Source organism: Erysipelothrix sp. HDW6A (assembly GCF_011400295.1).
Classification (GTDB): Bacteria; Bacillota_I; Bacilli_A; order Erysipelotrichales; family Erysipelotrichaceae; genus Erysipelothrix.
This window is the reverse complement of sequence record NZ_CP049859.1, coordinates 1,724,906-1,747,792: the sequence shown is the minus strand read 5'-3', so window position 1 is coordinate 1,747,792 and position 22,887 is coordinate 1,724,906. Positions and strand designations below refer to the sequence as shown.

The window sequence follows — 22,887 nt, the reverse complement described above, 5'->3', positions numbered from 1 at the left end:
TGGAATGATTTAAGATTTTTGATAATGTAGAAAAGAGGAAATATTATGAAAAAAATCTTAGTTTTAATATGTACGTTACTAATTATTACGAGCTGTGTAGTTAAGGAAGAACAAACACAGACTTCTACTAAGCTAATTTCGAAAAGAGACGAGAGTAAAGAATACTTCTATGTAAAATCTAACGATGAGTATGATCTGATGAAAATAATTGCCGAAAGTGGTAGGACGAATGATTTTGACTTTATTAATGATGCAACAATTACTTTTTTTTCCGAAGGTATTCCAAACTTTGATACCAAAAGAGCAATGATGAATGAAAAGATTGTTGTTAACCTTGATTCTTACGATGCAGGTCAAATCGAAGAACGTTTAAACAAAAAATTCTCGGATAATCAAACCACGAGAGCTCGAGCAGACTTTCAAATAAGAGGTAATGATACTTTCTTCCCTTGGTCAACTCAGTATCTCTATTCAAGCAATGAAAGTAAGTTAACATTATCACTCACCGTTTATAATTTTGCAGGTGCATTCCCTGGAGAAGGGTATACCTCGCTTGCTTCTTATGTATTCTCGAAAGAAGATGGAAAACTTCTCAGTAATCAGGAAGTCTTAGAAAAGACAGGCGTAGACAATAATAAGCTTAATGATGCCATTAAGAAAGATTTTGTGGAAAATAAATATGAATCAGGTGGTCAAATATATAACAGAATCTTAGTATCTACAATAGAACAAGTGAAGCAAGAAGATCATGAGAATCTTTATATAAGAATAAAAGAAGAAAACGGTATAGATATTACAGATAATGATCTCTATGTAATTTTAGAAACTTATTCTGCTCTTCATGGAGACTTTACCAGTCCAAAAGTCTTTCAGATACCAATCAAAGAAGTAGAATAATCTATTAATAGATATTTACCTTAACTACATGGAAATAGATGGGAGCAATATCATATGACGTCAATGAACAAGAAAATAAAAACAAAACGACGAATTATTGTCGCTTTAACAGGTGTGTTATTAGTAACATCTGTTGCTGTTCTTATGTTATATCTAAATCGAGAAACCACACGTGTTGTATTTAACGATAATATTATCTTTGAATATGGTGATGAATTAAGTAATGAGTCTCTTAAAGAGAAAATCATAAACGTTAAGGAATCAAAGTATAAGACGCTTGAACTCACCGATTCACTTGACTTATCTAAAGTAAGTCGAAAAAATGGCGAGCCTGTAAAGCCGATTTCCGTTGACTATACTATGATAGTGGATGGTAAGTCACAGACGAAGAAACTTAGCTATGAAGTTCTTGATACCAAAGCACCGATACTTGAAGGTGTTACAGATGTAAGTACTGAAGAAGGTGTTAAATTCGATTTCAACAACATTTTCTCTTCAGTTGACCCAATAGATGGTAAGACTGAATTAATCATTGAGGGAATAGAGACTATAGATTACTCAAAAGTAGGTACTGTTGATTTAGTGGCAGTCGGTGAAGATAAACACGGAAATAGAAGTACTCAAGATTTTAAGCTTACAATTACTGCTAAACCAAGTGTCACAAAACCAGAACCAACAAAGCCTCAAGGAAACACATCAGAAACATATACAGATTCGAAACCTGCGAATCTTAGTGAAGGAAATCTAATCTTAGTTAATAAGAAAAACCATTTGCCAAGTGATTGGGCTCCAAGTCTTGTAGTGATTCCCACTGGCTATGCAGTTTCTGATGGATATAGAGCTACGAAAGAAACCAGTGATGCATTTGTAAGTATGGTGGATGCAATGCATGCAGAAACAGGCTTATGGATGTATGTAACGTCATCGTATCGAAGCTATGAGACTCAGAGAAACCTCTATAATAACTATGTAAGGAATCATGGACAGAAGGAAGCAGACAGATTCTCTGCCAAACCAGGTAAGTCTGAACATCAAACAGGACTAGCAATTGATATTGTTTCTAAAGGTGGCTCAATGTGGACCTTTGGAGAAACTAAGCAATCTCAGTGGCTAAAAACGAATGCTCATAAGTATGGGTTTATTATTCGATATCAAGAAGGTAAAGAAAGTATCACAGGATACATGCCAGAGGCGTGGCATGTTCGCTACTTAGGTAGATCTGTAGCGAGTGATGTTTATTCTAAGAATGTAACCTATGAAGAGTACCTTGGAAGACAGTAAACAGAGAATACAAAATAAAAACTGGAACGATGAAAGTTCCAGTTTATTTTTTATCATGGTGCTCCGTCACGGGCTCGAACCGTGGACCCACTGATTAAGAGTCAGTTGCTCTGCCGACTGAGCTAACGGAGCGTACGTATATTATAACGCTGCAACGTTAAAAAACCAAGAGGTTTTTTGAAAATATTTGAAATGGAAAAAGATTGCGAGAAATCGAAATCTTTTCATGATTATTTAAGTTGAATTATATGAAGATGAAGGAAGATATTCTATGTATCAGGTGCTATCATTTACTAATTAGGAGCTAAGAAATATTCTTAGCTCTTTTTACTTGGTATGAAAATACTAATGTTTTTAAACTTTATTGAAATTTGGTGTATAATTAACAGTGCAGATATTTCAAACTAACCGAAACAAATAGAAGAAAAAGAGAGAACGAAGGTACATTATGATATATACAGATGCATTAATAATAGGTAAAGGTCCCGCTGGTATTCAAGCTTCCATATATTTAAAACGTGGGAATGTTGATCCACTAGTAATTGGTAAGAATGTTGGAGCAAGTGCTCAAGCACGTCACGTTGAAAACTATTATGGTATCCATTCTATGGGTGGAACTGAACTTATTGAGCATGGAATAAAACAAGCTGAGAATCTTGGTATCCCTGTTATTACAGATGAAGTAGTGTCGATATCATTTGATGGTACCCACTATCGCGTGAAGACTGTGGAAGAGACCTATCAGGCCTTATCGGTTCTTATTGCAACAGGTTCACATCGTAACATTCCAAGAATCCGAATGATTCGTAAATATCATGGGATGGGAGTATCTTATTGTGCTGTGTGTGATGGTTTCTTCTATCGAGGTAAGACGGTTGCGGTAATTGGTGCAGGTGAATATGCAGCAAGTGAAGCATCAGAACTTGTTGAGCTTGCAGAGAAAGTTATCGTGCTTACCAATGGTGATGAGATTACCGGTGAGTTTGATAGTCGTTGTGAGATTATTACAGAAAAGGTTATTGCTGCCTACGGTGAGTCTAAATTAGAAGGTCTTACTTTAGAAAGTGGTAATTTAGAACTTGATGGTATCTTTGTAGCTATTGGATCAGCAAGTTCAACAGATTTAGCAGTAAAATTAGGAATTGAAGTACAGAATGGTAGAATCGTGGTAGATGAAGAGCGACAAACTGCAATGCCAGGATTGTATGCAGCTGGAGACTGTATACCAGGAGTACAACAAATCGTTAAAGCGGCTGCGGATGGATGTATTGCAGGTTATGCAATGACTTCATTCATTCGAGCGAAAAAGAGGGAGCTTAGTAAAGAATGAGTTATGTATTTGTAAGTGATTATGATGGTACTTTATATATTGATGAAGAAGTAACCGAAACAGTATTGGAATCAATTCATGATTTTAAGAAACAAGGGAATCATTTTGGAATTTGTACAGGAAGAAATATCCATTCAATTCAAAAAGAGATTGATAAGTTTCAGATTCCTGTTGATTTTGTGATTGGTAATAATGGTGGGGTTGTCCTGAATGGCAAAGGTGAAGAGATATTCACATCCACAATTACTACTGAAATTGCTGAAGCAATGACAGAAATACTGGAAGAGTACGACATTATATTTTATGGTGTATCGGATGGTTATCATTTGGCACGTATTTACCGTGAAGGTGAAGAAGTTACCCGTGCTGAAGATCCAGAAGAGTTCAAAGTAATTTTGAAAAATGGCCCATGTGGTTTTTATATGAAAATGGCAGAAGAAAAAGATGCGATTCATCTAGCTAATCGTATTAATGAACTGTATGCTGATTACGATATTGTTGCATTTGCTAACGATGACTATGTTGATATTGGTAAAAAAGGTGTTGATAAAGCCACTGGTATTCAAACGATTGTGGACTACTATAAGTGGAATGATGAAGTTGTAGCTATTGGAGATAGTTACAATGATATTCCGATGCTTCGTGAATTCTATAGCTTTGGGATGAGTCATGGAGTGGAAGCAATTCGTAAACATGCAAACCATCTTGTCGATACAGTAGCAGATGCAATTAAACATGTAAATATGCAGAAGTAGTGTATAATACAAACGAAGAGGTGATTTTATGAATCGTGAATTAACACCTGAAACAATTGAAAAACTTCAAGAGAATCTCTTGGATGCAGAGGTCTACAATGACCTAGCTTTACTGTTTAAAATGTTTGCAGATCCTACACGCTTGAAAATTTTTACAGCACTTTCAAAACAAACCATGAGTGTCGATGACTTAAGGACAGTTGTTGGTATGACACAGTCAGCTATTTCCCATCAGTTATCATCGTTAAGAAAGTTAAACCTTGTTAAAGTTGAGAAAGAAGGGAAGTATTCCTATTATTCTCTTGCAGATGATCATGTTATGCAAATTTTCAAACAAGCTTTAGATCACGTATTGGAATAAATTTAATCCTGAATATATTGATCATAATAAAGATGGGGCTGAAATTCTTTTCATGAAACATTTACCTGTTTACATGCGTTGAAAGTAAAGGTATAATAAGTACAGAGAGAAAATAGGTGATACCATGCAAGACTTACTAAACAATGGTTATTTCTGGCAAAAGATAGACTCGCTTGCCTTATCGACAAACATTGTTATATCCCAAGAAAAAGGATCGAGACATCCTCAATACCACAATATGGTTTACCCAGTTGATTACGGTTATTTAGGTGATACTGAATCCATTAAAGTTTTTAAAGGTAGTGTTAAGCGATCAACCATTGATGCAGTCATGATTGTTGCAGATATACTTAAACGAGATTTAGAAGTAAAACTTATATGGGGATGTAATGAAGAAGAGGAGCTTGCTATCCTTCGTTTCATTAATCAAACAGATTACCAAAAAGGTATTCTTGTACGTCGAGGAAATACAATGCCTGAATGGGCAATTACCGATTAATACAGTAAGTATCAGGAGCACAGCGATGTGCTCTTTTCTTTTTTCATTACCTTTAGATACAAATCTAAATAAACTATTTGACAAGAATAATAAATATGTGTATATTATCGTTAGAGGTGGTTCAAATGATAAAATCATATATAAATCTAAAGAAGTATCCAGACTTCATAAAAGTTTGGATTGCAGGTCTTGTAAATACTATTGGTGATAATTTCGATGCACTGGCTTTATCCTGGCTAATTTATGAAGTTACGGGTTCCAAATACTGGTTCGCAATCAACTTCACCTTAAATGCAATTCCTAATTTATTGATTCAGCCGTTTCTTGGAGTATTTATTGAACGTATGTCCAAGAAGACAGTCATGGTCTTAACAGATTTAGGAAGAGCAATCTTAGTTGGCATACTCATATTTTTAATCTCAATAGGTGTAAACAATCCCTATCTCATTCTTTGTTTCACATTCGCTATGACCTGTCTTGAAACATTACGTCAACCTGCATCAACGGCACTCATCCCTCACATCCTTGATTCTGAGGATTATGAAGTAGGAACTTCAGCACGGCAGATTACAGGTACGCTCGTAGCACTAGTATCAACTGCATTAGCAGGTATTGTGATTGGAACCTTTGGTACAGTGGTAGCTCTTTGGGTTGATGCATTATCATTTATCTTGAGTGCACTAATTCTAAGTACCTTAAAAACAGATGCAAAGAATCCTAATATCGAAGGTCAATCGTATAAGAAGTCACTATCAGTAGGGTGGAATACCTTTGTCAAGCATCCATACTTTATTAAGCTCACTGCTATGACTTTTCTTCTCCAACTCTTTTTAACAGGAGTTAATATAGTACTAACACCTATGATTGTTGAAGTGCTACATGGCGGGCCAAAAGAGATAGCTTATATTAATACTGTCTTCTTGGTTGGTTCACTATTGGGAGCATTCGTGTATCCACTCTTAGCGAAGAAATATAAGACTTATGTAATCTTCCTTGGTTCCGGTGCTTTTGGTTCCCTAGGACTAGCGTTAATTGGCTTGGTTCCGTATAGCTTCAATATGTTTCTAACGACAGCTGTGCTCTTTCTTATCCTAAGTCTAGGCTTTGGAGTACTCAATCCATGTCTGAGTGTTTCATTAATGAGATCTGTTGACAAAGAACAGTTAGCTAGGGTTAGCTCTTTCCTTAATGCTGCAATCTATGGTTCGATGCCTTTAGGATCCTTACTAACTACTTTATTTATGATTCAACTTTCTTTACCAGTGATTATGTCTCTCTATGGTATAATACTCTTAGGAATTATCTTCTTATTTAGAAATGATGACAAACTACAAGGGATGGTATAACTATGGAGATTCAATTCAAACCTTCAACAACAATCTATAAAGAACTTGAGATATACTTAGCACACCGCTATTCAGGACATGTTCCGTATATAGATGACTATATTCAAAAAGAATATATTGGTAGCGTGGATGAGGCGCGAGTACTATTTAAACGTGTTCTAGCTCTTCACGAGACAATCGAAAGCTTTGGTATCCTTGATAATAACGAGTATGAGTTGTTCTTTAAACCATTTGGTCCCAATAGACAGACTAACCTTGGTTCGTTCTTCTTTGAAAAAGAAAGTGATACTTATACAGAAGAGACATTCATTGCATCGATAAACGAACAATTAGGTACAGAGTTTGAGGACCGTGATGCAATTCTAGATTATGTAATGATGAATGAAGACTTGGATGCTGAAAGTAAGTATCGTATGCTTCTTCTCCTTCAAAACTATGACGGTGTTGCGAAACGTTTTAGAACGTACATGGAACATTACCGACCATTGATAAAAGAGTTGGATGCTTTGTTACCTGACTATAATAAGACATACCAAGAAACTGTGGATATCAATAGCTTGATTGCCTTTATTAAGAACTTCATATCAGATATTGATAAAGCAGAGAGTGTCGTCATAACACCCTATATGCTAACGATTGATAACATCCGAGTTCAGATGAGTAAATTATCATTTGAAGAGGTGACTGTATCGGCTTCATTAGAGATGCTTGCGTTAAATGCCTTAAGCTCGAATACTGAATCCTTAGAGAAGCAGTTTCAAGAAGGGGTGAAAGCTCTAGCAGAACCGATGAAATATGCAGCTCTGAAGTTATGTCTTAAAGAAGAGAAGTATGGATCACAACTTGCAGAGGAACTTGGAATTAGTGGCGCAACCGTGAGTCATCATATGCAGGTTCTTGTGAACCTTGGCTATATGTTTACTCAAATTAAGAACAAACGGGTCTATTATCGTACGAACTTAGATGCGATTGAAAAAGATTTAAGCCTCTTAAAAAATCTATTTGAGCAGTAAAAAAGAAACCAGCAATGGTTTCTTTCGTTTTAGTTGAAGTCAATCAGTGTTTCAATAGCATGTGCAATGCCATCATCAACAAGTTTCTTCGTTACAAAGTCTGCTACTTCTTTTAAGTGTTCGGGTGCATCACCCATTGCAACACCAATACGAGCTGCTTCAATCATATCAACATCGTTATCAGCATCACCAAAAGCAATTACGTCATCCCAGCTTAACTCAAGCTTTTCAAGAACAACTTCTATACCTTTCATCTTACCTGCACGTTTGGAATAAACATCGTAAGCATCATGGTATGCTTTTGATAAGTAAGAATCTTCCAGAAACTCACGTTTAGTTTCAATGGTTGCTTCATCACCCATTAAGAAGATACCCTTAGGCATTTCATCATCTTGACCTGCTAAGACCTCAGATGAGTAATCTTTAAGAATGTAAGCCTTAGGACTTCCTTGTAGATAAACATCTAAGAAGATTTGGAAGTTACTATAGATATGCATGTCATCACGGAGTTTATACCCAATACCAAGATTGTGCTCACGCGCAAACTTCGTTAAAGTATCTACTTCGTTGAATAACATAGGCACTTCATGGACTACTTCTTTATTCTGATTGTATACTAAGGCACCGTTAATTGTGACATAGTAATCGGGGTTAATACGTTCGTGAATATCATCTTGAATAAAGTAGAAAGCACGACCTGTTGCAATCATGACATCAATGCCATTATCGCGCATACGATTAATAGCTGTGATTGCGGATTCTGTTATGTGTGTGTCACCTCGTTTTATGAGGGTGCCATCGATATCAAAGATGGCTAATTTTGGATTTTTTTTCATCATATTGATATTTTAGCATATTTCTCTAGCATATTGTGATTAAAGTCTGTATAATAATCAATAAGATTTAAGGAGGAAGCCCATAAATGATGAATGGAAAAGTAATCAAAGAAGCGTACACGTTTGACGATTTATTACTTGTACCGGCAAAATCAAGTGTTGTGCCAGCACAAGTAGATATTAAGTCACGTTTGACTGACAAGATCACATTAAACATCCCTATTGTTTCAGCAGCAATGGATACTGTTACTGAGGAAGCAATGGCAACGATGTTAGCAAAACTTGGGGGACTTGGTTTTATTCACAAGAATATGACTGTAGAACAACAAGCAGCAATGATTGCGAATGTGAAGAATTCAGAGGTAGATAAGGAAGCTTTCCCAGAGGCAAATGTCGATGGACAAGGACAATTGCGTGTGGGAGCTGCGGTAGGTGTTGGTGAAACGACTTTAGAACGTGTGAAGGCACTTGTGGATGCAGGGGTAGATATTATCACTGTTGACAGTGCTCATGGGCACTCTGATGGCGTTATTAATACAGTGCGTATTATAAGAGAAGCATATCCTGAATTAGATATTGTAGGTGGTAACATTGTTACTGCACAAGGAGCTACAGATTTAATTTATGCGGGAGCAAATGTCATTAAAGTTGGAGTTGGTCCTGGATCAATCTGTACAACACGTGTTGTATCAGGTGTTGGTGTTCCACAACTTACAGCTGTTAATGATGTATATCAAGTTGCGAAACAGTATGGTGTTGGTGTTATTGCTGATGGTGGTATTAAACTATCAGGAGATATCGCTAAAGCACTAGCTGCAGGAGCAAACTGTGTTATGCTTGGTGGACTATTAGCGGGTAGTGAAGAAACACCAGGTGAAGTATTAGAAGTCTTTGGAAAACGTGTTAAATCATACATTGGTATGGGATCACTTACAGCAATGCAACGTGGATCAAGTGACCGTTACTTCCAAGGTGGCGTTAAAGAATTAAGTAAATTAGTACCAGAAGGTATTGAAGCAACAGTTCCTTATAAAGGATCAATTACTGATGTAATCTACCAAATGCTTGGTGGAGTGCGTTCCGGTATGGGTTACTGTGGTTGTGCAACCATTAATGAAATGCACTCAAAAGCACAATTTGTGAAGATCACAGCACCTGGTTTAAGAGAGAGTCATCCCCATGATGTAGATAACGTCAAGGATGCACCTAATTACCAAAAATAAAGGGATTACAACGGCATAGAGTCAAAAAGTGATTTTATGCCTTTTTTGAAATTAAAAGACGAAGGGGACATTCATGAAACAAGATATGATAGTAATACTAGATTTAGGAAGTGTTGAAAATGCTGAATTAGCACGTAATATTCGTGATTTAGGAGTGTATAGTGAAATCTATGCACACGATATTACTGTAGAAGAATTGCAAGCACTACCTAATGTAAAAGGAATCGTTTTAAATGGTGGACCAAATCGTGTAGTCGATGGAACACCAGTAGATATTAATGAAGCAATCTATGATTTAGGAATACCGATGATTGCTGTAGATCACCCATCATCAAAAGCTGAAATAAACTATACACAGTTACCAACTCAAGAAGAGTTGAAACACTTCGTATTCGATGTATGTAAAGCAGAAACAAACTGGAATATGAAGAACTTTGTACATGACCAAGTTCAACGTATCCAAGATGAAGTCGGCGATAAAAAAGTGCTTCTAGCACTATCGGGTGGTGTAGACTCATCCGTAGTTGCAGCACTTCTTATTAAAGCAATTGGAAAACAATTAGTATGTGTTCACGTAAACCATGGTTTAATGCGTAAAGGTGAATCTGAAGATGTTGTTGAAATCTTTAGAAATCAATTAGATGCAAACTTAATTTATGTGGATGCAAGTGAGCGATTCCTTACAAAACTTGAAGGTGTTAGTGATCCTGAAGAGAAACGTAAGATTATCGGTAATGAGTTTGTTTATGTCTTTGATGAGGAAGCAAGCAAGCTCGATGGCATTGATTTCTTAGCTCAAGGAACAATCTATCCAGACATTATTGAAAGTGGTACTAAGACAGCGAAAGTGGTCAAATCACACCATAATGTAGGTGGTCTCCCTGAAGATATGCAATTCAAACTTATTGAACCACTTTATCAGTTATTTAAAGATGAAGTACGTGCTTGTGGATTGGAATTAGGATTGCCAGAACATATGGTATTCCGTCAACCATTCCCAGGACCAGGACTTGGTGTGCGTTGCCTTGGAGCAATTACAGCAGACCGTCTTGAAGCAGTACGTGAGTCAGATGCAATTCTTCGCGAAGAGTTTGCGAAAGTAGGTCTTGATAAGAAGGTGTGGCAATACTTTACAGCAGTACCTGATTTTAAATCAGTAGGTGTTCGTGATAATGAGAGAAGCTTTGAATATCCAGTAATTATCCGTGCAGTGAATACAGTGGATGCAATGACTGCAAGTATTGAACATCTTGATTGGGAAGTGTTGACTGTGATTACAGATCGCATTCTTAATGAAGTGAAACATGTAAATAGAGTGCTTTATGACTTGTCACCAAAACCAGTGGCGACGATTGAGTGGGAATAAGAAATATAATGTGTTAAAGTAATTGAAGAGTCCTATAAAATATATTTGAGTAGAAATATTATCTACTTAATAAATGATTATTTCTTAGGATCAGAAAGCAAGAGTAAGATCTTGCTTTTTTTAGTTGAGGGTTTCGTATATAATGATAATATTAGGTAAAGAATTAGTTTAACAAAAGAATAATAATAACAATAAAGTCAGAAGCAATTTACAAGATATAATTTTAGAGTTGATATTTTGATTATATTGGAGTTTTGAATGTGGTTGAGAGAGTAAGCATAGTAGTCGCATAGTTAATTATGTAGATGAGTTACATCGCTTTTTTAGCACAAAAAATTAGGCTACTAGGAGAAATCTCAAAAATACGAAAAGTATATTTCCGTGAGAATATAGGTAGTGGGGAGTATGTTTACAGATAAAGCTATCTTTTAATTCAACTATATGAATGTAGTTTAACTAAAAATATTTTTAAGCAATCATGTTAAAACTGGAAAAAATAACTATATAGTTTGACGTGTATCTTATACAGAAACTAGATTAAAGGTGGATAGTCTTGAAAGGAGTTGAGATCACCCCTAAAGAGTAATGAAGAAATTTATTAAGTAAGTACAAGTAATTTTCCAAGTAAAGAAAGAGGATAGATATAATGGTAAAAAAAGCAAGTGAAGTAGAATTTTTCCCGTATAACTCCAGACACAATTGCTACATGGTAATTAATGATAACGGAAAGTTAGAGCAAATTCAGCACGGAGTTGATAATATGAAAGAATTGTATGAGAAAGTAAAAAACAATGACTCGGATTTATACATTGTCTGGCCAGGACGCTATAGAAGTGATTTATTTATAGTTGACAACCTAGAACTATTTGCTGAAGCTTTTAAAATTATTATTTGATTTTGGAGGTAATAAATGATTTCATACAATACTCAGCACTATCGACTATATAATAAAATAATTGCAAAGTTCTTTGATATTGAGTTAGACGATATAAGCTATGATGATTTGGTTGATGAAATAGCTCCTAAATACTTGAGACGAGAGCAGTTTCAAAACTGTAAGACATCACTGATTGAGTTGCACGAATGGAGTAAAGATTCATTCATACACGAGATGAGTTCTCTACATGAGGTTTTATTATACTGTTTTCTGAAACGAGTTGAATCTAAACGTGTTCAGTATAAAGAAGATTACGAGTTAATTTATTTCACTAATGAAATCAGAGAGATGATAAGACAATCTTCCGAAATTGATTTAAGAGAAGCGAAATTATTCGACATTGAAGAAAGCTTTACAATAGATGACTTCGAAGAACTATACTATGATGTTAGATATTATTATGATGAATTGTTTGAAGACACTGATTTTCTATCTATCGATATTTTCTATAATGACGAGATTTACTCAGATGGTAAAATAGTTGAAAGACTTGGTGCATCTGTAGATTTCTATTGGGATATCTTACCTATGGACATTCGTCGTCTTTTTCCAAGTAAAAGCATTACTTTAACTGGAGAGGTTTCAAAATTTATTGAGTATGTCCAGAATAAGTTATCTAAATCAGATTTGGCGGAATTGTTTTGGGAAGCCGGAAGTTCCGTCACTGAAGATCGAATTCAACTAATCTTAATGCACCTTCTAGACTCATATTTTCTTAATATGAATGTATATATTGGTCGTGAAGCACGACTAGGAAAGAATAAGATTGATATTCTTCTGTTTAGAGATGGTAACGAGGGAGATAAGGTATTGATTGAAATAAAGAAAGCCTCAAGTAAATATCTTGTTAAAGGATATGAGAAGCAACTACTTAATTATATTGAAACCTCAGGATACAAGAATGCATTTTATGTTATTGCATGTTTCACAGATAAAGAAATTAAGTTAGCTGAATCTTTTATCTCAACGCATGTATACACTAATCAATATTACTTATATATAAATATTGTTATCTTTGACTTTAGAATTAAGAAACCTGCATCCAGATAGAAAACATTAGTTATATCAAATGCTAATAGGTAGTGGATGGGCTACACTTTAGTGGACAAATAAATTAGTTATATAACGACAAACAAAAATTATTTGATAAGATGTAATAAAGAAAGAAGGTATCCGCTATGGCACTAAGAGCTCGACGCACATTTACTGAAGAGTTTAAAACATAAATCGTAAACTTGTTATTGAAGATATACCAAATACAGTGTTCGAGTTAAATAATTCAATTGGAAGAGTAGGACGATTGAATGTAAACAACCTTATTACAGGAGAGGTAATTACATTGGGTGAAATTGATAAAAGAGTTATTTATGATTCGGATAAATGGGAAGAAATAACATTATTGTATGATGAGGCTGATATCATTAACAATGATGAATATCTTTATTTAGAAAAGAAAGATGGTACTCAAAAACATATAGAATATAAGAATTTCATTAATACTTTATATTAAGATATATGGGAAAAGATGACAGACTTAGGAAAATGTTGCTAGACTTTGATATTCCATCAATTGATTGTAACGCTGTCGTGGAGATGATTTCTAATATTGGACCATACGACAATCCGAAAGCTTCAGCAGTTTATAAGACACTGAAAGAAATAAAAAGGAAATCGTCGTATAGATGAATTATCACCTTTTACCAAAATAATAATAAATGATATTTAGTCGAGATATTTTTCATCCACAGAAACCTAACAAAATAAATGTCAAATTTAACTAACAACGAAACTGTTACATACGAGATATTAATAAAAATCTAGTCAAATAATAAATTGGAACACAGAATACAAAATGACTATACATTATATATAGGAGGATAGAATGTCTGAAATTTTCAGGAAAACGTCTTTAAAAACAATTACTTTTTCTATTTCCGGAGGAGCTAGATTAGAAAATGTTGAATCAATTTTAATAAGTAAGTTGAATATTATTCTGAACAATTTATATTATAATAGAAGAAAATACTATAATAAGAGTGAAGATAAAAATGAAGAAAATGAAAGCGTAGAAAGGGTACTGAGAGGCTTTAAGTTAGATTGTTTCGAAGATGAATTCGAAAGTGTTCACTATGGAGAATGTGACAAAATAGCAGAGTTCTTTAAGCGGTTTTTTGTTGTAGGTGCGAAAGGAAATGCTTATCGAGATAATATAACAAGAGACGATAATATAGCATATTTTACTAATAGAGAATATAAAACAGAAATTCATCGTCTACTAGATTTGATAAATTCGGTATTAGAAAAAAATGATTTTGGGAAAATTGATTATGACAAACTAAGAGATGTTATTGGTGAAGAGTCAAAGATGTATGAATTTTTACTAATTTTGGCGCATAACGTAGGGAATAAATGGGAAAATAAGAGTAAATCTCCTTTTCTTTCTACAACATATGGAAGAGATGCTTTTAAAACTGCGCTTAAGTTCGCTCAACATAAGAATAAAGGTAAATACTCGTACATTATTTTTGCAATCTCAAACGACAAATCAAAACATGGTTTTAAAACGGTAGATTTTGATCAGTACTTAAGAAGATTAAATGTTGAGTGGTACGATGACATTCATAGTGAAAAAATAATTAAAGATGCAATATTTCCACATCATATTATAGGGGTTTTTCAAGTTGATAACTATTCAAAATCAAAGAGTTTTATTATTAATCCTTATTTGTATCGTATGATTGAAACTGCAGTTAAGAGCAAGTGTTTTAATTATTACAAATTACACGATTATATTTGTAACTATGGAATCCAGGTAGAACAGTCTGACTTCGCTCAGTTTGCGTCAGCATTGGGTTATAAATCATATGGTCTTTTGAACGAAGAGAACGAGGTTCATGCTGGATTAATTGGAGAGAACGTGAGTTTACATCTTAGATAATGTTTTTAATTAGAATATATTTGGAGAAGCGGTTGATAAAGACTAGCAAAAGTACAGATAGATTGCCTATTGAATATATCTAGGCTAGGAGTGAAAGTTTTTCTTATAATAACTTGGATGGGATATACTTTATTTACAGAATGATGAGGGACTCCTAGAAGAATAGGATCTAATTCTCACTCAATAGTTATTTTGTAAATTTGTGAGTTCGTAAATTTTGGTGTTGCTGATATATTATCATAAATTGTTGAGCGTAGCACCCTTTTTCAATATGTGCTTTTAGAATAAAAAAAGACATACAAGACATATAGGTTTGAACTAAATTAAGAATAAAGTAACAAGGAAACCTACCGCTAGTCACGGCGATGATCAGTTTAAACTGGATGCTCATAATTATTGTGAAGATAAGCCATAACTGTCGGTAATAGAAGCTTGTAGGAATTTGGTTCAAATAATTTAATATCAAATGATTCTAAACAAACAGCTTGACTTAAATGTGGCTTAGGGAACATATTTGACACTCTAATGATACTAAGATACATCAACTTCAGGGTATTACAAATTGGAATTTTTCAACTTTCTAAGAAAATTTATAGAAAAGAATAGAATTTAGTGTGCAATCAAGAAAATTCATAAGGATTAATGCGAAATAAACGGAGTACCAATAATTTTTGAATAATACTGTAAATTTAGTAATATTTCGAAAGACTGTTTAAAATTCACGAATAAAGAAGACAGCACACAATATTCTCGGGAAAAACTCTTTCTAAAAGATTAATACTAACGTTATACATGATTACTTCAAGTGAAACTTTTGAACTGAGGAGCGAGTGCAGTATGTTGTAGTGACGTTACTTGCATCTGGACCCAAACTATTTATGTTTATTAAAAATACATAAAGGGCACGTATTCTAAGAAGCCAATTGCTTGTGAACTACGTAAAGCACTACTTGTATATATGGTTGTTAGATCTCTTGATAGGGCAATAAGAGAAGAAATTTTATCAACCATTGATCCTTCATAGTGGCTGAGTATTCAATTACATATTGAACAAATACTATGAACCACTAGTTGATTTATGTATTCCTAATTTCACGCGAATGGATATCCTGTTGAATTATTTCAGTGTCAAATTATTCTATGAATTACTAAAAATGGAATACCTATCACATCATTATTTTCTTGATATAAACGATGTAAGATCTACGGTATATGGATGTATTGAGGCGTTCTACAATACAAATAGAATACTAAGCTAATATTTTACCATTCAACAACCGATTTGCGGTGAATTTTCCTTCTAGTTCATACTACTAATGATGGGTAAACCTATGGATTAAACTTGCTCATTCTCTCGATATAGTAACACATAATTATATTTAGTTATTTGGAAAAGTGTCATTATAGTTTCATTTGAAAATTTCTGATTTATATTTTTATAGTACCAATATTAGCACTATTCTAGGTATAAGTATTATACTTTATAAAAAAAATGATGATAAACACGTGACGACCCTGGGGATTATTGATTCAAAAAAATAGAATCCTTGTATAATATTTGGGTTTTTATATTCAATAAATCGACCGAAGAAAGTTTTATTATGATATGTTTACTTTTATTTATAATATATTACTGGTATCATAGTATAATGTTATAGTAGTTAATATATAAAAGAAGAGGTGTTTTATGAAAAACATTACTGCTGATAATAAACCTTTATATCAACAAGTAGAGGCAGGCATTAAAGATTCGATTATTACAAAGGAATATAAACCTGGAGAAAAACTTCCTACCGAGTCAGAGTTTGCTAAAGAGTATAATGTAAGCATTATTACAATTAGAAAAGCAATGGAATTATTAACTGAGCAAGGTCTGGTAGAGAAGATACAAGGTAAGGGAACATTTGTTATTCCACAAAAAGAAAATGTAAAATTAGGAATGGGTGGTGGATTCGATGCATTATTTGCATCAAAAGGACATCAAACTCAACACAAGATTCTCAGTACGGCTACCTTAGAAGCAGATGAATATTTAGCGAGTAAGCTTAACATTTCTCTAGGTGATGAAGTATCGGTTATTGAGAGACTTATCACTGAGGACTACTCTCCAATTGCAATAGATAAGGTATATGTATCAAATAAACTCGTACCCAATCTAATGTTTAAACTCTCAGAGAAGAAATCCTTATACCAAACCTTAAAAGATGAATACAACATTGTCCCTAAAACTTCAAGTCTACTTCTAAATGGGATAAGCGCTTCAGTAAGCTTGGCGAAGCTCCTTGATTGTTCAATTGGAGATCCAATCTTCGAACTTGAAAAAGTCGCGTTTACTGAAAACAACAAAGAGGTTATTCACTATTCGGTTTCTCAAATTAGATGCGATAGAATTACATATGAAATTGTAGTTTAATAAATACTTATTAATAAACAAGTAACTATTCATTAGTTACTTTTTTTTATGGTTGAATGAATGCGATTACATAATTATCGAAAAACTGTTGATTAAATATTATTATCGTATATAATAGTCATATAACCTTATATAATGACATATAATGATTGGGGTGATTTAAAGGACTTGTTTGAAATGATTCATACATATAGGGGAAATAATTCTACTAGATAATGGATTAGTAGAAAAAGCTTATACGATTCATAAAAAGGAGAATAGAAAATGAGAACTGAACATAAAAATCAAATTGAGACAGCACTTGAGGCCGTCAAAAGTCACAAGGGTATTACTAACATTTACTTTGTAGCTTGTGGTGGATCACAAGCAGTATTAATGAGTGGGCAATATATTTTCGATAAAGAAACTGATTTACCTTCTCAAGTGTATACTGCTAATGAGTTTATTTATGAGACTCCTAAATCACTTGGTGAACACTCTTTAGTTATTTCTTGCTCACATTCTGGTAACACTCCCGAAACAGTTGAAGCAACAAAACTTGCTCGTCAGCGTGGAGCTTTGACAATCTGTCTATCCAATGAGGTTGAATCTCCACTTTGGAAGGAAGCAGAATATGGAGTTCATTATGACTGGGGACAAGAGGTTGATGATAGTGATAAGAATAAAGGAATCCTATATGGCTTACTTTTCTCACTATTAAACTATTTTGAACCAAGTGAAAAATGGAATGTATGTTTAAAAGATCTAGAACAATTGACTGAGCTTAGTACAAAAACTAAACAGCTCTACGAAGAACGTGCAGTCACATGGGCTAAATCTCACAAACGTGATGAACTAATTTATGTTATGGGAAGTGGATTAAACTATGGGGAAGTCTACTCAACAGCTCTTTGTTGGTTTATGGAAATGCAGTGGATTCAATCATGCCCAATCCATACTGGAGATTACTTCCATGGTCCATTTGAAATCACTGATTACGATGTTCCTTTCTTACTCGTAAAGAGTATTGGCAAGACACGTCACCTCGATCAACGTGCTGAAGATTTCGCAGTAAAATATACAGATAAACTTGAAGTATTAGATCAAAGTGAATTACCGCTAGATACTGTTTCAGAAGCGGGTAAACAATATATAGCGGCAATTCTATCTGGAGTAGCAATTAGACATTATGTTGAGAAAATTGCATTTGAAAGAGGTCACTCACTTGATGTCAGACGTTATATGTGGCAAATGGAGTACTAAAAAGTGTATGAACTCTTAATATTTGATGTTGATGGATTGCTATTAGATACTGAAAGAGTCTGGTATGAAACTTGGAACCATGTCGCTGAAAGACGACAAATCCCTGAACTACAAAACATATTTTTACAAATGATTGGGTCTAACAGACAAGCCGAAACAATACTATTAAATAATCTTCTTAAGGATACTGAATTAGTCAAGGATATCTTTGATGAAGTCGGAAGTCTAGGATTAAATAGAATCGAAAATGATTTGCAAGTAAAAGATGGAGTTATAGAAATCCTAGAATATGCAAATCAAAACAATTTGAAAGTTGGAGTCGCAACCTCTACAAATAAAAAAAACACCTTAAAAAGATTGAAAAAAGTAGATATTATTCATTATTTCGATTACATCATCTGTGGTGATGAAGTTACTCATATGAAACCTCATCCAGAAATATACGATACCGTTATTTCAAAGTTTGATATTGATAAAACCAAATCGATAATATTAGAAGACTCTAGTATCGGTGTCGAAGCAGCTCATAGATCTGGTGTTGACTGCATTATGGTTGAGGATCTAGTAGTACCTACTGAAGTTGAAATAGATAGAACTGTATTAGTTTGTAAGAACTTACATGAAGCATTAGATTATATTAAAAAGGAGAATAGAAAATGAGAACAGAACATAAAAATCAAATTGAGACAGCACTTGAGGCCGTCAAAAGTCACAAGGGTATTACTAACATTTACTTTGTAGCTTGTGGTGGATCACAAGCAGTATTAATGAGTGGGCAATATATTTTCGATAAAGAAACTGATTTACCTTCTCAAGTGTATACTGCTAATGAGTTTATTTATGAGACTCCTAAATCACTTGGTGAACACTCTTTAGTTATTTCTTGCTCACATTCTGGTAACACTCCCGAAACAGTTGAAGCAACAAAACTTGCTCGTCAGCGTGGAGCTTTGACAATCTGTCTATCCAATGAGGTTGAATCTCCACTTTGGAAGGAAGCAGAATATGGAGTTCATTATGACTGGGGACAAGAGGTTGATGATAGTGATAAGAATAAAGGAATCCTATATGGCTTACTTTTCTCACTATTAAACTATTTTGAACCAAGTGAAAAATGGAATGTATGTTTAAAAGATCTAGAACAATTGACTGAGCTTAGTACAAAAACTAAACAGCTCTACGAAGAACGTGCAGTCACATGGGCTAAATCTCACAAACGTGATGAACTAATTTATGTTATGGGAAGTGGATTAAACTATGGGGAAGTCTACTCAACAGCTCTTTGTTGGTTTATGGAAATGCAGTGGATTCAATCATGCCCAATCCATACTGGAGATTACTTCCATGGTCCATTTGAAATCACTGATTACGATGTTCCTTTCTTACTCGTAAAGAGTATTGGCAAGACACGTCACCTCGATCAACGTGCTGAAGATTTCGCAGTAAAATATACAGATAAACTTGAAGTATTAGATCAAAGTGAATTACCGCTAGATACTGTTTCAGAAGCGGGTAAACAATATATAGCGGCAATTCTATCTGGAGTAGCAATTAGACATTATGTTGAGAAAATTGCATTTGAAAGAGGTCACTCACTTGATGTCAGACGTTATATGTGGCAAATGGAGTACTAGAAAATGACTCAATATGACTATGATATAATAATTGCATCCCATGGTTCAATGGCTAAAGGAATGGCGCAAAGTATCGAGATGATATTAGGAGAACAAGAGTCACCGATTCATTATGTAGGTTTTGAATTAAATGAATCTTTAGAAAGTTTTAACGAAAGAATCACAAATGAAATTCAAAAAATTAAAGAGAAAAATGTCCTTATACTCACTGACATTATCGGTGGAACTCCGACAAATGTTAGTCTTCAACATGTTGATTCGAATATTCATATTGTCTCCGGAGTTCACCTTGCACTAGCTTTAGACCTATTTGTCCGTAGAAATAATTTTGATTCTTTAACTGACTTAGACATAGTGAGTATTATCGAAGAATCAAAAAAGGGAATATTATATTTGAATGATTTAATTTAGTAGAAAGGATGACACGATGATTAAATTAGTTAGAGTTGATCACAGATTATTACATGGACAAGTAATATTCTCGTGGACAAAACAGAAATCTGTGAATCACATTATTGTACTTGACGATGAGGTTCCAAAGCAACCTATCACAGTAATGGCATTATCAATGGCAAAACCAGCCGACTGTGGACTAGATATTATTGGATTTAGTGATTTAGAAGAGGCACTATCAAAAGTTGAAAAAAAGAATGTAATGATTCTAATAAAAGGACCTGTTGAAGCACTTCAATTAGTCAATAAAGTACCAGAAATAACAGAAATTAATTATGGAGGAGTTGCAAAGAAAAATAGTTCTAAAGCTTTTGGTAAAGCTGTCTATTTAACTCCAGAAGAGTTGTTAGCAACTCAAAATATACTGAACAAAGGTGTTTCGATCTATGTTCAACAAGTACCTAGTTCCTCAGTTGAAAATGTAGACTTTAAATAAGAGAAAGGGAAAAATTATATGTTAATACAAGCAATTTTACTTGGATTAGTAGGAGTATTGGCAGTAGCAGACTCACGATTATTCGGTCGACAAAACATTAGTAGACCATTAATTTTAAGTAGTTTAGCTGGTCTAGTACTTAATGATTTAACAACGGGGATTGTACTTGGTGCATCTCTAGAGTTAATGTCTATGGGATTCGTTGCTATTGGAGCTGCTGGACCTCCTAATATGCAACTTGGAAGTATCATCGCTACTGCATTTGCAATTACAACAGGAGCTTCAACAGAAACTGCTTTAGCTATTGCAATACCAGTTGCTATTGCTGGGGAATTTATGAGTATTATAATGCGTATGGTTATCGCTCAATTTACACACGTTGCTGATAGCGCTATTGAGAAGGGGAATTTTAACGTCGCAAAAGGAATTCATACCTATGGAGCATTTATCTTTAATGCATTCGTTTATTTCATTCCAATTGCTCTAACTGTATACTTTGGAACTCATGTGATCGATAATGTCGTTCAAGCTATTCCAGACGCTGTAACAAAAGGACTTACTGTCGCTGGAAACTTGCTTTCAGCACTAGGGTTTGCAATGTTATTAAGCACAATGCTAAGCAAAAAAATGTTTGTTTACTTCCTATTCGGATTCTTAGTAGTAGCATACTCAGGTTTGGATCTAATCGGACTTACACTATTTGCTATTATCTTTGCATTCGTCATGGATAAGATAGTATATGGTAGAGAGGGCTCAGAATAATATGAAACAAATAAAAAATGAAAATTTAGTAACTGAGAAAGATTTAAGAAAAGTTTTCTTGAAATCTTTAACGATCATGTGTTCCTGGAACTATGAAAGACAAATGCATATGGGATTTATGTATGGAATGTCACCAGTTCTAGACAAATTATATCTTGATGATGAAGAGGCTAAAATACAAGCGTATGAACGCCATATGGAGTTCTTCAACTGTACACCTCAAATGACACCATTTATTCTCGGATTAGCTGCTTCTATGGAAGAGCAAAACGTATTAAGTGATGGTGACTTCAATACCGATTCAATCGGAATGATTAAGACTTCGTTAATGGGTCCTTTTGCTGGAATCGGAGACTCCTTCTTCCAAGGAACACTCAGAATCATCACATTTGGTATTGGTATTTCTTTTGCTCAACAAGGAAGTGTATTGGGTCCTATTTTAGCAGTTGCCCTATTTGCTGTTCCATCACTTCTGTTTGCTTACCATACAACATTCCTAGGATATAAATCAGGAAATAAGTATCTAGCAAAACTATATCAAGATGGACTAATGGATCGAGTGATGCAATTTGCATCAATTATCGGACTTGCAGTAGTAGGTGGAATGATTGCGAGCATGGTTCCAATCACTACATCAATAACATTTACTGCAGGGGGAACAGAGCTTGTTCTCCAACAAATGTTGGATTCAATTTTTCCAAAACTATTACCGTTGCTAGTGACTCTTGGACTTTACTCTTTAATTAAGAAGAATATTAAAACAAATTATCTTCTGCTTGGGGTCATCGTCTTTGGTTTAGTGATGAGTATGATTGGTATTTTATAATCTCTAAAAAGATAAACAATAGAGTCTGACTAAAAATCAAAGATCAGTAATTTATATCATACATTAAAAGAGAATAATATTAATCGCGTATGTAGTAAAACTGGCTCTTAGGTTTATAGTTTTGGTATAAAATATCTTATGTTATTGAAGAACGAGATCTTCGAGGAACTTTTAGAAAATAAAGAGAAAGCATCGAGGAACGTTGAGATTTTAAGGGATAATTATTAAAGTTATCCCTTTTTTGTTGATACAATATATTTCTGCGCCTTAAATGATCGAAATTTCTATAACCTTCTTTTTTTATTGCTATGTATAATTCGTGTTCCCATCCAATGCTGT

The 22,887-nt window shown here is 34.2% G+C and carries 24 protein-coding genes and 1 tRNA gene; 23 read left to right on the top strand and 2 right to left on the bottom strand.

Annotated features, from left to right (window positions below; genetic code table 11):
- Positions 1 to 45: 45 nt before the first annotated feature.
- Together G7059_RS08965 and G7059_RS08960 are read left to right on the top strand one after the other, a co-directional pair.
- A complete protein-coding gene (locus G7059_RS08965; RefSeq protein ID WP_166081755.1) occupies positions 46 to 897 on the top strand; it encodes a hypothetical protein in 852 nt (283 codons plus the stop codon).
- Between the two features lie 63 nt (positions 898 to 960).
- On the top strand, positions 961 to 2,178 hold the full coding sequence (locus G7059_RS08960; RefSeq protein WP_205700205.1) for a D-alanyl-D-alanine carboxypeptidase family protein: 1,218 nt from the start codon (positions 961 to 963) through the stop codon (positions 2,176 to 2,178).
- A gap of 56 nt (positions 2,179 to 2,234) precedes the next feature.
- Here G7059_RS08960 and G7059_RS08955 read toward each other — a convergent pair.
- A tRNA-Lys gene (locus tag G7059_RS08955) sits at positions 2,235 to 2,310 on the bottom strand.
- A 316-nt stretch (positions 2,311 to 2,626) separates the two neighbouring features.
- On the opposite strand from G7059_RS08955, the gene G7059_RS08950 reads away from it, so the two are divergent.
- The 6 genes from G7059_RS08950 to G7059_RS08925 all read left to right on the top strand — a co-directional run bounded on the left by G7059_RS08950 (position 2,627) and on the right by G7059_RS08925 (position 7,482).
- Positions 2,627 to 3,508 carry an NAD(P)/FAD-dependent oxidoreductase gene (locus G7059_RS08950; RefSeq protein ID WP_166081753.1) on the top strand — a complete coding sequence of 294 codons (882 nt, stop codon included), beginning with the start codon at positions 2,627 to 2,629 and terminating at the stop codon, positions 3,506 to 3,508.
- On the top strand, positions 3,505 to 4,263 hold the full coding sequence (locus G7059_RS08945; protein WP_166081752.1) for an HAD family hydrolase: 759 nt from the start codon (positions 3,505 to 3,507) through the stop codon (positions 4,261 to 4,263). Before G7059_RS08950 ends, G7059_RS08945 begins: the two co-directional genes overlap by 4 nt.
- A 28-nt stretch (positions 4,264 to 4,291) precedes the next feature.
- Positions 4,292 to 4,624 (top strand): metalloregulator ArsR/SmtB family transcription factor, encoded by a 333-nt coding sequence (locus G7059_RS08940; protein ID WP_166081751.1) that lies wholly within the window; start codon positions 4,292 to 4,294, stop codon positions 4,622 to 4,624.
- Positions 4,625 to 4,748: 124 nt separating this feature from the next.
- Entirely contained in the window at positions 4,749 to 5,123 is a 375-nt protein-coding gene (locus tag G7059_RS08935; RefSeq protein WP_166081750.1) for an Inorganic pyrophosphatase, read from the top strand.
- A gap of 125 nt (positions 5,124 to 5,248) precedes the next feature.
- On the top strand, positions 5,249 to 6,469 hold the full coding sequence (locus tag G7059_RS08930) for an MFS transporter (RefSeq protein ID WP_166081749.1): 1,221 nt from the start codon (positions 5,249 to 5,251) through the stop codon (positions 6,467 to 6,469).
- Between the two features lie 2 nt (positions 6,470 to 6,471).
- On the top strand, positions 6,472 to 7,482 hold the full coding sequence (locus G7059_RS08925) for a helix-turn-helix transcriptional regulator (RefSeq protein WP_166081748.1): 1,011 nt from the start codon (positions 6,472 to 6,474) through the stop codon (positions 7,480 to 7,482).
- Positions 7,483 to 7,511: 29 nt separating this feature from the next.
- Here the strand turns inward: G7059_RS08925 and G7059_RS08920 are convergent, their stop codons facing one another.
- Complete coding sequence (locus tag G7059_RS08920) at positions 7,512 to 8,321, bottom strand: Cof-type HAD-IIB family hydrolase (RefSeq protein WP_166081747.1); 810 nt, start codon at positions 8,319 to 8,321, stop codon at positions 7,512 to 7,514.
- A gap of 83 nt (positions 8,322 to 8,404) precedes the next feature.
- On the opposite strand from G7059_RS08920, the gene G7059_RS08915 reads away from it, so the two are divergent.
- From G7059_RS08915 to G7059_RS08845, 15 genes are all read left to right on the top strand, one after another.
- Positions 8,405 to 9,541, top strand: a complete 1,137-nt coding sequence (locus G7059_RS08915; RefSeq protein WP_166081746.1) for an IMP dehydrogenase — start codon at positions 8,405 to 8,407, stop codon at positions 9,539 to 9,541.
- A gap of 73 nt (positions 9,542 to 9,614) precedes the next feature.
- A complete protein-coding gene (guaA, locus tag G7059_RS08910; RefSeq protein WP_166081745.1) occupies positions 9,615 to 10,907 on the top strand; it encodes a glutamine-hydrolyzing GMP synthase in 1,293 nt (430 codons plus the stop codon).
- A 646-nt stretch (positions 10,908 to 11,553) separates the two neighbouring features.
- Complete coding sequence (locus tag G7059_RS08905; RefSeq protein WP_166081744.1) at positions 11,554 to 11,802, top strand: hypothetical protein; 249 nt, start codon at positions 11,554 to 11,556, stop codon at positions 11,800 to 11,802.
- Between the two features lie 15 nt (positions 11,803 to 11,817).
- Positions 11,818 to 12,894, top strand: a complete 1,077-nt coding sequence (locus G7059_RS08900) for a hypothetical protein (RefSeq protein WP_166081743.1) — start codon at positions 11,818 to 11,820, stop codon at positions 12,892 to 12,894.
- Between the two features lie 250 nt (positions 12,895 to 13,144).
- Positions 13,145 to 13,354: a hypothetical protein gene (locus G7059_RS08895; protein WP_166081742.1), complete on the top strand. Its 210-nt coding sequence runs from the start codon at positions 13,145 to 13,147 to the stop codon at positions 13,352 to 13,354.
- A gap of 5 nt (positions 13,355 to 13,359) precedes the next feature.
- The gene (locus G7059_RS08890; RefSeq protein ID WP_166081741.1) at positions 13,360 to 13,530 is read left to right on the top strand and encodes a hypothetical protein; all 171 of its coding nucleotides are present in this window, start codon (positions 13,360 to 13,362) and stop codon (positions 13,528 to 13,530) included.
- A 196-nt stretch (positions 13,531 to 13,726) separates the two neighbouring features.
- Complete coding sequence (locus tag G7059_RS08885) at positions 13,727 to 14,782, top strand: hypothetical protein (RefSeq protein WP_166081739.1); 1,056 nt, start codon at positions 13,727 to 13,729, stop codon at positions 14,780 to 14,782.
- Between the two features lie 1,687 nt (positions 14,783 to 16,469).
- On the top strand, positions 16,470 to 17,195 hold the full coding sequence (locus G7059_RS08880; protein WP_166081738.1) for a GntR family transcriptional regulator: 726 nt from the start codon (positions 16,470 to 16,472) through the stop codon (positions 17,193 to 17,195).
- Positions 17,196 to 17,459: 264 nt separating this feature from the next.
- Positions 17,460 to 18,437 carry an SIS domain-containing protein gene (locus G7059_RS08875; RefSeq protein WP_166081735.1) on the top strand — a complete coding sequence of 326 codons (978 nt, stop codon included), beginning with the start codon at positions 17,460 to 17,462 and terminating at the stop codon, positions 18,435 to 18,437.
- 3 nt (positions 18,438 to 18,440) lie between these two features.
- Positions 18,441 to 19,097: an HAD family phosphatase gene (locus G7059_RS08870; RefSeq protein WP_166081737.1), complete on the top strand. Its 657-nt coding sequence runs from the start codon at positions 18,441 to 18,443 to the stop codon at positions 19,095 to 19,097.
- Complete coding sequence (locus G7059_RS08865) at positions 19,094 to 20,071, top strand: SIS domain-containing protein (RefSeq protein ID WP_166081735.1); 978 nt, start codon at positions 19,094 to 19,096, stop codon at positions 20,069 to 20,071. The genes G7059_RS08870 and G7059_RS08865 overlap by 4 nt, the downstream gene beginning before the upstream one ends.
- A 3-nt stretch (positions 20,072 to 20,074) precedes the next feature.
- On the top strand, positions 20,075 to 20,482 hold the full coding sequence (locus tag G7059_RS08860) for a PTS sugar transporter subunit IIA (RefSeq protein ID WP_166081734.1): 408 nt from the start codon (positions 20,075 to 20,077) through the stop codon (positions 20,480 to 20,482).
- Positions 20,483 to 20,498: 16 nt separating this feature from the next.
- Positions 20,499 to 20,960, top strand: a complete 462-nt coding sequence (locus tag G7059_RS08855) for a PTS sugar transporter subunit IIB (protein WP_166081733.1) — start codon at positions 20,499 to 20,501, stop codon at positions 20,958 to 20,960.
- Positions 20,961 to 20,978: 18 nt separating this feature from the next.
- Positions 20,979 to 21,722, top strand: coding sequence for a PTS sugar transporter subunit IIC (locus G7059_RS08850; RefSeq protein ID WP_166081732.1), 744 nt, complete (start codon positions 20,979 to 20,981; stop codon positions 21,720 to 21,722).
- Position 21,723: 1 nt separating this feature from the next.
- Positions 21,724 to 22,548: a PTS system mannose/fructose/sorbose family transporter subunit IID gene (locus G7059_RS08845; protein ID WP_166081731.1), complete on the top strand. Its 825-nt coding sequence runs from the start codon at positions 21,724 to 21,726 to the stop codon at positions 22,546 to 22,548.
- Positions 22,549 to 22,887 lie beyond the last annotated feature (339 nt).